Here is a 13,217-nt window from a genome sequence, read left to right on the forward strand (position 1 = left end):
TTAGTTCCCTTAAGCATGATCTTTAAAAGTTGATATAAAAAGGTTATTCCAATTAATGAAACTGCTAAATAGAATATGATTTCTCCTAATTTCACTCTTTCTAAAAAATGTTAGCTAACGGTCTCGGCTATCGCCAGTTGCGGGAGTTGGGACGCGGAGTTGTCGGCTTATTTGTTCTATTTCCTGGTTTCTAAAATTACACTTTTTCGATGATACCCGTTATTGGCGATGAGCCGTTGTTAGGCAGCGTTATTTTCTAACGGTTTTATGTTATTAAATTCTGCCTCTTTTAAATTCTTTTCTTCTTCCAAATCATAATCATCTTGTAATCCCAACCAAAATTTAGCAGTTGTTCCAAAATATTTTGAAAGTCGTAGTGCTGTATCTGCTGTAATTCTTCTTTTCTTTTTAATGATTTCACTAATCCGAGTTTGAGGAATAAAAGTTTCTTTGGAAAGTCGGTAAGCAGTTATTTCCATTGGATCTAAAAACTCTTCTTTTAAAACTTCTCCAGGATGTATATTTTCTAACTTTTTCATTTTTTTATCTTTTTAATGATAATCAATAATTTGAACTTCAAAGGCATTGTCATTTTCCCATTTGAACATTATTCTCCATTGTTTATTAATTCTAATGCTATGAAAACCTTCTAAATTCCCACTTAGTTTTTCTAAATGATTTGCTGGTGGAATTCTTAAGTCATTTATATTTTGAGCATTATTTATCATTCTTAATTTTCTTCTTGCTACGTTTTGGATATTAGCAGGAAGCTTTCTTGATTGGGTTCCATTCCAAATTTTGTCAGCTTCTTTATCTGCAAATGATTTTATCACAAATAATTTTGTTTTACGTTACTAACGCCAAAGATAAGTAAAAATTTAAAAATAAGAAGTTCCGAGCACGATAAAATTATGCTGCCTAACGGTCTCGGTTATCGCCAGTTGGCGGAGTAAGGGACGCGGAGTTGTCGGCTTAGTATTGATTCGTTGGTCAAGTTAATTATTTTCTTTCTAACGGTGCCGCTTATTGGCGATGAACCGTTGTTACCTCTAGTTACGACACGTTTGAGTAAGCTCTAAAAACGACCATCGCTGCGCTACAACAACAAAAATTATGAATGTTAGCAGAATTAAAAGAAAACACGTTCTTTCCTGTATTCTTTTTTAGGAAATTTTTGTTTTTTTAGTCGGAGTTAGAATTTTGAAATTCAGTTTTTTTCTTTTTTTTCTTTTCTGAATTTTTCTTTTGATTATTTATTTTTCAAGTTGAAATCCCCAATAGAATGAAGTTGATTTTAGGCAAATTTCGTTTTGTATTTTTTCCAGTCAGAGTGGAAAATATGAAAAGCATTTTTTTAAATTTTCCTTTTGATCTTTTTATTTTTAGTTGAAATTCAGTTTAAAGAAAACAATATTAGGCAAATTTCGTTCAGCACTTTTTTAATTTTAGCTAATGAAGTTCAGATTTCGTTTTTGTCGGAGTAATTAGAGGTAACGTGTTATATGAGAACGAATATACACTTTTATAGGATTCCTCTCCGGGATAAGCCTAGGTTTTAGTGGCCTTTATAATCTGGGTTAAATAGGGGAAACTCAATGATTGAATGGTCACCCATTTTTTCACCTGAAAATGAAAAAAACCGGTAAATCCCAGGATTCCGGGGTTTTTGATTGAGTTTAGCACTCAAAAAGTGGAGTCTGAAGGAACGACCATTTTTAAAATTATGCTGAGTTTGCAGGGCTTTCAAGAGGCTGTAAAAAATTGATCACCGGATTAGTTACACTTGAACAAAATTCAACTTATTATGAAGACACTTTTAAGCTAAAAGATGGTAAAAAATATGCCAGCCTAGGTTAGTAAATCGACCCTACCCAATTCACCTTTTAAGGTCTGGCATATTATATTATTAGATAAGTTGTAGATCCTTCATGATCGAAATAAGATGCGGATTGGTATTGGCGTTGAATTCGTCTCTTAATTCCTTTAAACGTTTTTCAATGGCACTTTTACTATTAGGTTTTAAGTTCTGACTTTTCAATTTTTGTTCTATCTGGTCCTGGGTAAATCCATTGGCCAGAAATTTTACAATATTAATTTCAAAATCATTTAAAGTCAGCACATTGTTTTGTTTCAGGATCTTTTCGATGGAAGGTGAATTATAAGATTCACCATCATTCAAACAAAAAATCGCAGCTTTTAACTCTCTAAGTCCGTGACGATCTTTACAAACATAGGCATCGATATTCCCGGAATCCCAAAGCTCTCTAACAGATTGTGGATGATCCTCTATTGAATTCACCAGGATCTTGAGATCAGGATTTTCAGATTTTAAGATCGCGATCAATTCCTTTCCAGTTTTGATCTTTTCTTCGCGGTGATCATCTTTAAACGAAAGATCACAGATGAGCAGATCAAAAGGCTCTCCATCCTGAGAAGCTTTTTTTGCCAGCAGCCAGGCTTTGTCGCAATATTGGGCATGGGCTACTTCCGGGATATTTAGTTCTTTTAAAACAGATGCAACGGCATGGTTGATACTGTCCATATCTTCTGCTACTAATATTTTTTTAAACATGCCGGTTACTATATTGGAATCTGGATGAAAATTTTTAATCCTTTTTCCTGTTCGATTTCAAAATTAAGTCTTCCTTTTATAGAAAAAATACGGTTTTCCATATTTTGAATTCCATTACCAGATTTAAGGTTTGTTTTTGTTACCCCAATACCATTATCCGTATACTGGATCTTCAATGAATTCTTTTCTTCAGAAAATATGATGGCCACCAACCTTGCCTTGCTGTGTTTATTCATATTGATCATTATTTCCTGCAAAACCCTGTAAAGGATGATCTTCTTCTCCTGGCTAATGTTATTCCAGTAAATAGTTTCTTCACCTCGGAGAATAAGTCTCGTATTTTCGGAAATTGTAGAACTAAGCGTAGAGACCAAATGGGGCAGGTAATTATCGCCTGTATGAATACTGCTGTTCTCCCTGGAAATATTACGGGTGCGCTTGTAGATATGCTCCAGTTTATCCATCAAGTGATTTGGCGCGATGTTCTGCATGCCACCCATTACATTATAGACATCGTTAGCCAGTTCATCGTGAATCTTTTTAGAAATCCTGGATTCGGTCTTATAAGCTTCCTGAATTTTTTCCTTTTCGTGTCGCTGCCTTAAATAATAAAAACCGAATACGCTACTCACCAGGATCAGCATTCCACCCAGGGATAGAATGATCGTTTGATTTTTTAATTCTTCGGTTTGTAATCGCTGTTCGCTAGATTCTGCTTCCAAGGATCTAATTTCCTCCTGCTTTTGTTTTTCATCATACCTGATCTTCGCGAAGAAATTTTTAGCCCGAATATTCTCCTTCCTAATGCTATCATTCAGTTGTATATAGATTTTGGATAAATTCTTTATCTCATTTGAAGGTGAAAGTTGAATTAGCTTTTGAAGTGCATTTAGTTGTGAAGTCTTGCTACTGGTATTTTGAGCAGTCTGCAATAAACTGTCGGCATAAATCCTGGAAAGCCGCTTACTTTTGAACTGGTAATAATCTGAAAGATGATCATAACTCGCCAGAAGTCCATTTTGATCATTTTCCCTCCTCCTGAATTCCACCGCCTGTAATAGTTCGTCTATGACAATTGCCGAAGAATCCTGCAACCATTTTGTATAGGCATAATTATCAATGAACCTTGCTTTTGAAGTTTTATTGGTTTCGTTAGATCTTTCGATGATATCCTCAAAAATTTTCAAGGCTTCATCATATTTTTCCTGGTCCTGAAGAGTAAGTGCGATGTTATTCAGGTTGCTGAGACTATCCCGGATGGTGGTTGCATATTTGAGCGCATTTCTCCATTCCTTGACCGCATCCTGATAAAATCCCTGGTTTCGGTATGCCGTAGCAATGGTATTGTAAGCATTGCTTATATAGGAAGAATCTTCTTCAGAAAGATATTTTAAAGCTTCGGTTCCCGATTCCTGAGCGCCGATATAATCGGTCGTGAGACTTTGAGCAAAAGCCATTTCAGATAATCTTCTGCCGGCACTGGAAGTGTCACCTATTGCTAAGTCGAACTTACTTGCTCTAAAAGCATTCTCAAATTGTTGGTCATATTTTTTAAGGGACCTGAAAACTATCGATTTTCGATAGTATCCCTTAGCGATCTGGCCGGTGTCCTTTTGTGTTGTTGCGGAGTTGATTAGACTATCTGAAAAATAAAGCGAACTGTCATATTCCTTGATCCGGTTATGATAATATATTTTGTAATCAAGTATATCGGTTATTAGCGTATCCTTTTCATTTTTTATGATCCGAAGAGCTTTGTTGAAATTTGAGATTTTCTCGCGGATCCCTTCAGAATTTTTTCCTTTCTCAAAATAATAAAAAGAAGAATCCTGCTTGGTTTGTATAGGATCAGGAGACATTTTTTCGTGGGTGCAGGAGCATAGCAACAGGAAACATAAAATACCAAAAAGATGAAGCAGGGGGCGTAGGTTCATAAAGCGAAAATAAATAAAAAATGTTTCTAGTTAGTTCACTAAAATAAGACACCCCTTTACGGAAAACCGTACAAAATTTAGAGGTGGTTCATTTAGGTTTGCCGCTGAAACGTTAATTAAAATTTCAGAGCTGATCTTCTAATTACAATCTCACGTTTTTGAAATACTAACTCCATTTTAGGGATTGAAATGGTTTATCTAAATTTTTCATGAAAAAAATTACCCTTTTACTTTTGGCTTGCATTCTACTTTCAAGTTGTGCTTATCGTATTACTGATTTTACAATCATTTCAACTAAAAATGTAGATCTTTCCAGAGCCAGCACTTTCACTCGAAATACAAATAGGAATGAAGGAGTAGATAAAGCTCATATAATTTTATTCATACCTTTTGGAAGGCCACATTTAAAAGAGGCAATTGATCGCGCGATTGAATCCACTCCCGGAGCTGTAGCCCTAGTTGATGGAGTAGTTTACTCAAAATCCTGATGGGCAATTTTATACGGACAGTCTAAAATAATTGTTGAAGGTACTCCGCTTATGGATCCGTCACTGGCTAGCAATGAAAAAATGCCGGAATATTCAATCGCAAAACTTGATAAAGAAGGTAATATTAAAGAATATGAAGAGATTTCTAAAGATGAATATCTGGATATGAAAAATGGAATTGTTCAGGATCTATCAGCAAAAGAATTTAGTTCTACTTCTGAATTATAGAATTTTAAAGATAATAGAAGAGGTGCCCGGTCAATGATCGGGTTCCTTTCTGTTTACGACACATTTTGTCGTAGTCTATTTGTAGTCTTGTATTTTAATTAAAATCAATATGAGAAAACTAGAGATAACCCTCACCGAAGAACAACACCAGCACATAGTCGCAGAACGCAATTATGGCAACAGGACAAACCTGGAAGAAGGAACTTTTGGAGGCTATGAGTTGTGTTTACATGTAGCTAGCCCGGATGTTATTCTCGCTACTCTGGAATTGAAAATAGTTAATAGCATAGACCTGGGAAAGGTAGAATGTAAAATTCAATTGAGTAAATACGTAACTATAAATTTCGAGGAAAGAGACAGAAACAGAATTATATTACGGTATCGGGCGGAAGTATATCATTGTAGACATAGTTCCGATACTCACAGTGGGTTATAAAAGATAGTAATGAGATGATAGTTGTTAAAATGATTTCTTTACCATTCCTCCTTTATGAGGTTCAGCAGTGTTTTTAATCTCAAAATCCACAATCCCAAGGATTAGTTCCTCTTCTGTTATTACTTCAACCTTCCATTGGCCTTCTTTAAGGTTATTTTTATAGGTATATCCCCGGAAACCACGATCACGCCCACCGGCAACTTCAAAATCAATATCATCGGTAACTTCCCATTTTCTATTTTCTGAATTGTACCATTTCCACCTATGGAAAATGGACTTTTTTAAATCTGTAGGTGCAAAAACAGAAGTGAACACATAAACTCTCTCACCTGCCTGATGATGAAAAGTGACGTCATGTTTACGCCAGAATATATACCATGGATTCTTCTCGTAAGTAACGATGTATTCGTTATTTATTTTTCGCACATCATGAGCCACCAAACCTGTGTCCATAGCTAGCGGAACCGGTGGAATAAGATTGAAATAGTAAAAAACATTGATCGATATATAGATAGAAAGGATAAGACCGATCAGTTTTTTCAGACTTATCTCAGCTCTTGTGCCTGGGCTTGAACTGTAAATAAATGTGATGAGTGCTAGCGTACACCCCAAGCTAATAAGCCCCGAAATGATGAAAATGAAGGTATTCATTTCCTTGGTCAGCGTGGGAATAATAAAGGCGAAAAAGGTAAAACTGATAAAAAAATAAATACTGAACTGAAGATATTTGTTGGAGATCTTCCTTTTAAGAAACTCATTTGCAAATAAGAGCATCACCAGCAGTATGAAAAAAAACATGGTTTTTGACATGGACACACTTCTGAAAAAATAGATGACAAAAGCACTTGAAAGTGCGCCAAAGAAGAACTGTATGGCTAGCGGGAAATATTCGGAATAACGTTCAATAAAACTTCCTTCCAACTTGTCTTCATCCACGGTATTGAATAAATAAAGCGTTATGGACAATAAGGTCATATGCGAACAAAGTACCACCGTATCGTAAACGCGATCTATTCGCCCCAGGGTAAGGGTGTCAAAAATAAAACCACCCATAAAAAAAATAATGGGAGCGTACTTTTGATTGCGAAAAACAAACCTTCCAAAAGCAGTATTTCTATATCTTACTAAAGTTCTTTTCATACTGGATCTAGTAGCGCCAAATTTAGGATAAAAACTTCATCCTGTTATTTGCTTTGACTTTAATCCAAGAGAGCTTATGGAAAAGGCGGAACCAGGATTTTATCAGATATTTCAGGGGAAAGGAATTTATCTATATTTTCTTTTGAGTCGGAGCAGATATAAAAAGTTGATTCTGTGTATTTAGAAGTTCAGAACAAATTAACCAAGATAGGGCGATAAAATATGTCGCAATATTATAGAGTCGCTGAAAAACCGCCTCGATCTGATTAATTTACCTTCGCATTTTCCTTTCTTCCAAAACCGATAAAATTTAGGGCTAAACAGGCTACATAAACCGTTGCGCTTCTTATAAGTACTTCTTATCGCGAAATTTTATTCGAACCAATTTCAGAAAGGAAATGCCTACAGCTCTATGGGAAGTAAAATCAAAAATCAGAATGGGTGCTTATTTTTTTCTTTCAAATTTGCCATTTAATCATTCAGAAAATTATTCTTAGAAATAACAATAGTCATATTTTGAATTTGATTGTATGGAATTTTAAATGAAATATAATTAAGAGTGATTCACTTCAACAGGAATAGTCGGAATCCAAGCCACCAGTATCCGCATTCTGGCAGACTTGTTGTAAATTTGACCCGGGTTAACTAGTCAGCCCGGTAATTATTGAAAATTAAGGCGATATATGAAAGTAAGTATTTGGTCAGATGTTAGATGTCCTTTCTGTTATATAGGAAAGAAAAAATTTGAAGATGCCCTGGAACAATTTCCAAATAAAGACAAAGTAGAAATCGTTTGGAAAAGCTTTCAGCTCGATCCATCCTTAAAAACCGATCCCCATACCTCAATGCTGGAGTATTTCATAGAGGCTAAAGGTGTGAGTGAAGAGCAGGCGCTGCAGATGTTCAGCGGAGCTACAAAGATGGCAGAGGAAGCAGGTATCTCAATGAATCTTCAGGAAGGGATCCTGGCGAATTCTTTTAAAGCACACCGCCTTATTCAATTTGCTAAAACGAGGAATTTAGGGAACGAGATTAAGGAAATTCTGTTTAAAGTTCATTTTGAAGACGGAAAAAATATTGATGATATCTCCGTTCTATTAGAGGTTGCAACGTCTATAGACCTGGATGCTGAAGAGGTTAAGCAGGTTTTAAATTCTGATGCCTATGCTTATGAAGTGAAGCAGGACGAGATGGAGGCCAGGAATATTGGTGTTCGAGGAGTTCCATTTTTTGTATTTGATGATAAATATGCCATTTCCGGGGCCCAGCCAGTTGAAACTTTCCTTCAGACTTTAGAAACGGTCTGGAAGGAAAAGAATTCCGAACTTAAGATCTCTGAAGGGGATTCGTGTACCAGCGAGGAAAATTGTGACTAAAAAACCCCTTGCCATATTTAAATAGGCTATTATACCAATCAACTTGATCTAAACTGCATCTTGGACCTCCGTCCACCGCCCACGTGCGCCTAAGCTTTATTAGAGGCGCAAGCTCGCAATAAAAAAAGTAGATTAAAAATAAGGAGAGATGATAGAATAAAAAAGCTCGCCTTCGCTCAAAAATGAGCTTCGGCGAGCGAAGAGGTTGACTGCGCCTCAACCAGGCACTCCCACCCCGTAATAGCATCCGGTTTTTCTTGCAGTCCAAAGGTCATAAAACCAAAAATCTGCTTTAGACTAACCTTTTATTGAGAAAGGCTCTTCCAGAACCGGTTTTCAAATATTTTTCAAAGGCATAGGCTTTATACTTATCATTAAAATGAATTTGGGTAACAAGAAAAACCGGCAATCTTTGTTTAGTAGATTTCACTTTTCCTGCACAATGTTCCTGGAAACGGCGTTGGAAGTTAGAGGTGCAACCCACATAGATTGTTTTGTCAGAACATTCTAATAAATAAACAATCCGGGTATCCATTCTATTTAAAATGATAGTGGACTGCGTCCCCGTAGCTCGCAATAAAAAAAGTAGATTAAAAATAAGGAAAGGTGATAGAATAAAAAAGCTCGCCTTCGCTCAAAAATGAGCTTCGGCGAGCGAAGGTGGAGTCGGAGGGGTTCGAACCCTCGTCCAAACAAGCAATTCAGCTGCTTTCTACACGTTTAGTTTTCACTTAATTGTCGATGCAAAGCCGGCCGAAAACCACCAACTTTACACGTATCCTCGTTTAAATTTCAGGAACTCATCAAGGCCCTGAGCTCCCTATATTTACTTTATCGGTGCCTCTAATGTGAACGCCGTAAATCAAGGCTTTCACGAGACATCTTGGTTCCCTGCCTAGCAGGGATTAAGGTAACGTACTATAATTCGGTTACGCAGCCAAGGCGTAGTTATTCTCGCCGTTTAAAAAAGTGTGAAACATGAGATTTAAGAGCTATATCCCAGCGCTCTACGTGCTTACAACTCAATTAGACTCGCTGTCAAAACCAAGTCGACCCCATAAAATAATGAACATCTTCTTTGCCGCAATAATTGTAATAATTATGCGGGCGTTACCCCGCTCAGGCGGGGTCGGGCTATTCGCTGCAATCTTTTTTGTCGTGCTTAGACAAGCTCAGCACTTAAAAAAAGGATTTCCGCTGCTATCCCTAACGCGAATGAGAACGGTTAAAATTGTTAGGTTTTAACCAGTTCGAATTCGTCCTGAACTTGTTTCAGGACCTATGGAAATGCTGAAACTCCCGATTTATCAGGACAGCATAACCCTTTCAATATTTCAAAATTCTTGAACCCTGAGCGTAGGCGAAGGGTCAAAGAAATCCGACTGTAGTTTACAATCGGGCCAGCAAAGATACTCAATTAAATTTATATCTTTGAGACACTACTAAACTACGCAAAACCTATACCATAAATGATAAAATTCGCCCTGATCAAAGAACGAAAAACACCACCAGACAGGAGAGTGGTTTTTTCTCCCGATATGCTTAAAAAGGTGGTTTCCAAATTTCCGGAAGCTTCCTTTAAAGTGGAAAGTTCTGATATCAGGATATTTAGCGATGATGAATATCGAAAAGCAGGTTTTGAAGTTTCCGAAGATATCAGTGATTGCGACGTACTTCTGGGAGTAAAAGAAGTACCGATCCCGAATTTGATACCTGACAAAAAGTACTTTTTCTTTTCCCATACCATCAAAAAGCAGCCATATAATCGTGACCTGCTTCGTGAAATTCTGTCAAGAACGATAGAATTATACGATCATGAGGTGATCACCGATAAAAATAAGGCCAGGCTCATAGGTTTTGGTCGTTATGCCGGGCTGGTGGGTGCCTATAACGGAATTCGGGCTATCGGTGTCAAGGAAAACAAATTCCAGTTACCCAAGGCCGAAGACCTGCCAGATCTGGATGCTATGCTAAAAGAACTGGACGGTATCGAATTGCCACTTTATAAATTCGTGCTTACCGGTAGTGGAAAAGTGGCACATGGAGCGAGGGAAATTCTGGAGCATTTAAAAATGAAACAAGTAAACCCGGAAACGTACCTGGTCAACGAATTCGATCAGCCGGTATTTTGTCATATCGATGTGTTAGACTACGCAAAAAGAAAGGACGGCGCTGAAGGTAGCCGCAAGGAGTTCTATAATGTCCCTGAAAATTATGATTCCGATTTTATGAAATTCGCCAAGACCAGCGATGTTTTTATCGCCGGGCATTTTTACGGACAGGGAGCACCAGTTTTTTATTCAAAGGACGATGTTCGCCACAAGGATTTCCGAATAAAATATGTAGCCGATATCTCCTGTGATATTGCCGGTCCGGTAGCATCTACCATCAGGCCTTCCACCATCGCTGAACCTTTTTACGGCTACGACAAGAAAACAGGTTCCGAAGCAGATTTTAAGGATCCTAAGGCTATTGCAATTATGGCGGTAGATAATTTGCCATGCGAGCTGCCCAAAGATGCCAGTGAAGGCTTTGGGGAGATGTTCCTGGAGCATGTAATTCCTGCATTTTTTAATGAAGATAAAGATGGAATTCTGGGAAGAGCTCGGATGACAAAAGATGGAAAATTAACTCCGTTATATTCTTACCTTCAGGATTATGTAAACGGAAAGCACAATAATGATGACAATTAGATCTATTTTTTTAACCGGGGTACTCTTTCTTCTTAGCCTTACGATGATGGCACAGACCCAGGTAATGACTTACAATATCAAGTATGCCAACGAAAATGATGGTGAGAACAGCTGGTCCAAGCGGAAAGACTGGATCACAAGCCAGATCAATTTTTATGAGCCGGATGTACTGGGAATGCAGGAAGCAGTGAAGTCTCAGCTGGATCATTTTTCAGAAAATATCAAAAATTACGCAGTTATTGGTGAAGCAAGGGATGGAGGAGATAAAGGAGAATTCAGTGCGATCCTGTACAAAGAGGACAATTTCAAAGTTTTAAAAGAAGATACTTTCTGGCTTTCTCAAACTCCAGATGAGGTAAGCAGGGGATGGGATGCCGATTTTAACCGGGTTTGTACCTATGCACTTTTTGAGAATAAAAAAACCAGAGAGAAGTTCTGGATCTTCAATACCCATTTTGACCATGTGGGAACGGAGGCCCGTCAAGAGAGTTCAAAATTGATCATTTCAAAGATCAAAGAATTGAATAAGGACAACCTCCCGGTATTACTGATGGGTGATTTTAACCTGGAGCCAGATTCCGAAGAAATAAAAATGATCTCAGAATTTTTGGCTGATTCTAAAGACAAGGCCGAAAATACTTTCGGACCGGAGGGAACATTTAATGGCTATAACTTTAGCGAACCTGTTACCCGCCGGATAGACTACATTTTCAGCAATGAGAAAGTGAAAGTGAAGAAATACGCGGTTTTAAGCGATTCCAAAGACTTGCGCTATCCTTCAGATCATTTGCCAGTAATGGTAGAGGTGGAATTTCCCGAAGAATAAGTCCGGTAAAATTCGATAAAACCTACGAGAAAAATTCCGAGGCTATAAGCCAGCAGATCCAAAACTGAAAAACTGCTCCCCAGGATGATAAAGAAGATTTCGGGCAACTGGTATTGCAAAACTTTTACGATGTTGATCAGCTGGAAGAATTCCACTGCAAATGAAAATAGAAGCACGCTGCTTAATGCTTTTATGATCGAAAATCTGGTAATGCTCATCAAAAAACAATAGAGCAGGATCACGACGAGGAAATCGCCTAGGTAAGGCCTAATAAAATCATCTTTTATATAAATGGCGATCAGGACTTCGACCAGAAGCAAAAAGCAAAAGCCAAGAAAATAATGTAGTTTCTTATCTCTTTTCAAGCTTAGAGATTTAAATGTGATTAGGATGATGGTTTAGAGATTTGATCTGGCTTTTATATTCTGAAGGCAGGATTAGAGATTTCAGCAACCAGTCCAGGTTGATCTTCCTGCTGAACCGGTAGAAAAAGAGTAGGGGTGATAACACAGAAACTTTCCTGAAAAACATGATCTTTTTTACCGTTTTCGGACATATCAGGATCTGGGTTTCGATGAGAAGGCGATACCTAAAATATCCGAGGTGTTTTCGGTACTGCCTGTAGAGTTCCCTCGAGAAATCTCCGTAAGCCAGGTGCTGTTCAAGATGATTTTTTCTCATACTTTTAAAGTCTTCGAACGAGTTGGGTAGTTCCCTCATATGCATTCCTTTGCCCACCCTGTGGAAGACTTCGAGGACCTCTTCCTTTTCGGAATAGGAAAGAGGGCGCTTCAGGATTTCGCAGGACCGTATGGAATAATCGATTAGCATAAACAAAACATCCCGGTATGCCCAGTCCGGTATCGATTTACCCCGACTTCCTTCCACTGAAGCGTGAATGGTGTTGATCTTTTGAATAGCTGTCTCCGCTTCATGTTTAGGAGAAAATACTATTTTCCTTGCGTATTCTACGGTAGAAAATAGTCTTCCTAAAGGATCTTCTGGTAATCTGCCGGTATAGAAAAGCCAGTCCACACCTTTGTTGAGGGCGAATTCGGCGGAAGCTCCGGCGAAAATGAACAATATTGTATCGCTCTTTCCCCAGATTTCCCTTACGATCGAATCTTTTTTAACGAAATAATCCATGATTTTTTAGTTTAACTACCTGCAAATGGAGTTCCGAAAACTCCTACCGCCAGCTCGGCCCAAACAAGTAAAAAAGCCATTAGTATGATCCCGCAAATGATAAGTCGGTTTCTAGCTGAAGAAACCATGCTCAGTGCACGCTCGATAGCAATTCCCGTAATAAGTAACAGGATTCCCATTACGATAAAATCGAAGGCAGACCAGTTAACTCCGGTATCGAATTGCATGGCGAGGAATGGGATGAGCAGGATAGCTCCCACGATCAAAAAGACAATTAATAATCTGTTTGTTTTCATAATTTTAAATTTAAAAGTGGTTTAGTATTAAGTACTTTGAAATTCAAAGTAAATTGATAAAAAAATATAGTGCTTAATTCAT

The 13,217-nt window shown here is 37.8% G+C and carries 15 protein-coding genes and 1 other RNA gene; 6 read left to right on the forward strand and 10 right to left on the reverse strand.

The features are described from left to right. Window positions 1–239: 239 nt before the first annotated feature. The 4 genes from ML462_RS09295 to ML462_RS09310 form a co-directional block, all read right to left on the reverse strand. Entirely contained in the window at window positions 240–539 is a 300-nt protein-coding gene (locus tag ML462_RS09295) for a HigA family addiction module antitoxin (RefSeq protein WP_240713547.1), read from the reverse strand. 12 nt (window positions 540–551) lie between these two features. Further along, a complete protein-coding gene (locus tag ML462_RS09300) occupies window positions 552–833 on the reverse strand; it encodes a type II toxin-antitoxin system RelE/ParE family toxin (protein ID WP_240713548.1) in 282 nt (93 codons plus the stop codon). Window positions 834–1,906: 1,073 nt separating this feature from the next. Beyond that, entirely contained in the window at window positions 1,907–2,572 is a 666-nt protein-coding gene (locus ML462_RS09305) for a response regulator (RefSeq protein ID WP_240713549.1), read from the reverse strand. Window positions 2,573–2,580: 8 nt separating this feature from the next. Further along, a complete protein-coding gene (locus ML462_RS09310; protein WP_240713550.1) occupies window positions 2,581–4,431 on the reverse strand; it encodes a tetratricopeptide repeat-containing sensor histidine kinase in 1,851 nt (616 codons plus the stop codon). 284 nt (window positions 4,432–4,715) lie between these two features. Here ML462_RS09310 and ML462_RS09315 point away from each other — a divergent pair, with 284 nt between their 5' ends. The 3 genes from ML462_RS09315 (at window position 4,716) to ML462_RS09325 (ending at window position 5,658) form a co-directional block, all read left to right on the forward strand. Further along, window positions 4,716–4,994, forward strand: a complete 279-nt coding sequence (locus ML462_RS09315) for a hypothetical protein (RefSeq protein ID WP_240713551.1) — start codon at window positions 4,716–4,718, stop codon at window positions 4,992–4,994. Window positions 4,995–5,075: 81 nt separating this feature from the next. Beyond that, window positions 5,076–5,222: a hypothetical protein gene (locus tag ML462_RS09320; protein WP_240713552.1), complete on the forward strand. Its 147-nt coding sequence runs from the start codon at window positions 5,076–5,078 to the stop codon at window positions 5,220–5,222. A 109-nt stretch (window positions 5,223–5,331) separates the two neighbouring features. Further along, window positions 5,332–5,658 (forward strand): hypothetical protein, encoded by a 327-nt coding sequence (locus ML462_RS09325; RefSeq protein ID WP_240713553.1) that lies wholly within the window; start codon window positions 5,332–5,334, stop codon window positions 5,656–5,658. Window positions 5,659–5,682: 24 nt separating this feature from the next. Here ML462_RS09325 and ML462_RS09330 read toward each other — a convergent pair whose 3' ends face one another. Then, the gene (locus ML462_RS09330; RefSeq protein ID WP_240713554.1) at window positions 5,683–6,798 is read right to left on the reverse strand and encodes a DUF2914 domain-containing protein; all 1,116 of its coding nucleotides are present in this window, start codon (window positions 6,796–6,798) and stop codon (window positions 5,683–5,685) included. Window positions 6,799–7,481: 683 nt separating this feature from the next. Here ML462_RS09330 and ML462_RS09335 point away from each other — a divergent pair. Continuing rightward, window positions 7,482–8,174, forward strand: coding sequence for a DsbA family oxidoreductase (locus ML462_RS09335; protein ID WP_240713555.1), 693 nt, complete (start codon window positions 7,482–7,484; stop codon window positions 8,172–8,174). A 292-nt stretch (window positions 8,175–8,466) separates the two neighbouring features. Here the strand turns inward: ML462_RS09335 and ML462_RS16175 are convergent, their stop codons facing one another. Further along, window positions 8,467–8,709, reverse strand: coding sequence for a GIY-YIG nuclease family protein (locus ML462_RS16175; protein WP_423738476.1), 243 nt, complete (start codon window positions 8,707–8,709; stop codon window positions 8,467–8,469). A gap of 123 nt (window positions 8,710–8,832) precedes the next feature. Next, window positions 8,833–9,231: a transfer-messenger RNA gene (ssrA, locus tag ML462_RS09340) on the reverse strand. A gap of 412 nt (window positions 9,232–9,643) precedes the next feature. On the opposite strand from ssrA, the gene ML462_RS09345 reads away from it, so the two are divergent. Both ML462_RS09345 and ML462_RS09350 read left to right on the forward strand, forming a co-directional pair. Beyond that, on the forward strand, window positions 9,644–10,867 hold the full coding sequence (locus ML462_RS09345) for an NAD(P)-dependent oxidoreductase (RefSeq protein ID WP_240713556.1): 1,224 nt from the start codon (window positions 9,644–9,646) through the stop codon (window positions 10,865–10,867). Continuing rightward, the gene (locus ML462_RS09350) at window positions 10,854–11,693 is read left to right on the forward strand and encodes an endonuclease/exonuclease/phosphatase family protein (RefSeq protein ID WP_240713557.1); all 840 of its coding nucleotides are present in this window, start codon (window positions 10,854–10,856) and stop codon (window positions 11,691–11,693) included. The genes ML462_RS09345 and ML462_RS09350 overlap by 14 nt, the downstream gene beginning before the upstream one ends. On the opposite strand, the gene ML462_RS09355 is transcribed toward ML462_RS09350, so the two are convergent. From ML462_RS09355 to ML462_RS09365, 3 genes are read right to left on the reverse strand one after another with little or no spacing between them, the layout of a single operon-like run. After that, window positions 11,651–12,058, reverse strand: coding sequence for a ribosomal maturation YjgA family protein (locus tag ML462_RS09355; RefSeq protein ID WP_240713558.1), 408 nt, complete (start codon window positions 12,056–12,058; stop codon window positions 11,651–11,653). The genes ML462_RS09350 and ML462_RS09355 overlap by 43 nt on opposite strands. Window positions 12,059–12,068: 10 nt before the next feature. Further along, window positions 12,069–12,839 (reverse strand): oxygenase MpaB family protein, encoded by a 771-nt coding sequence (locus ML462_RS09360; RefSeq protein ID WP_240713559.1) that lies wholly within the window; start codon window positions 12,837–12,839, stop codon window positions 12,069–12,071. 11 nt (window positions 12,840–12,850) lie between these two features. Further along, window positions 12,851–13,135, reverse strand: a complete 285-nt coding sequence (locus tag ML462_RS09365; protein WP_240713560.1) for a hypothetical protein — start codon at window positions 13,133–13,135, stop codon at window positions 12,851–12,853. Between the last annotated feature and the right edge of the window lie 82 nt (window positions 13,136–13,217).

Source organism: Christiangramia lutea (assembly GCF_022489035.1).
Classification (GTDB): domain Bacteria; phylum Bacteroidota; class Bacteroidia; order Flavobacteriales; family Flavobacteriaceae; genus Christiangramia; species Christiangramia lutea.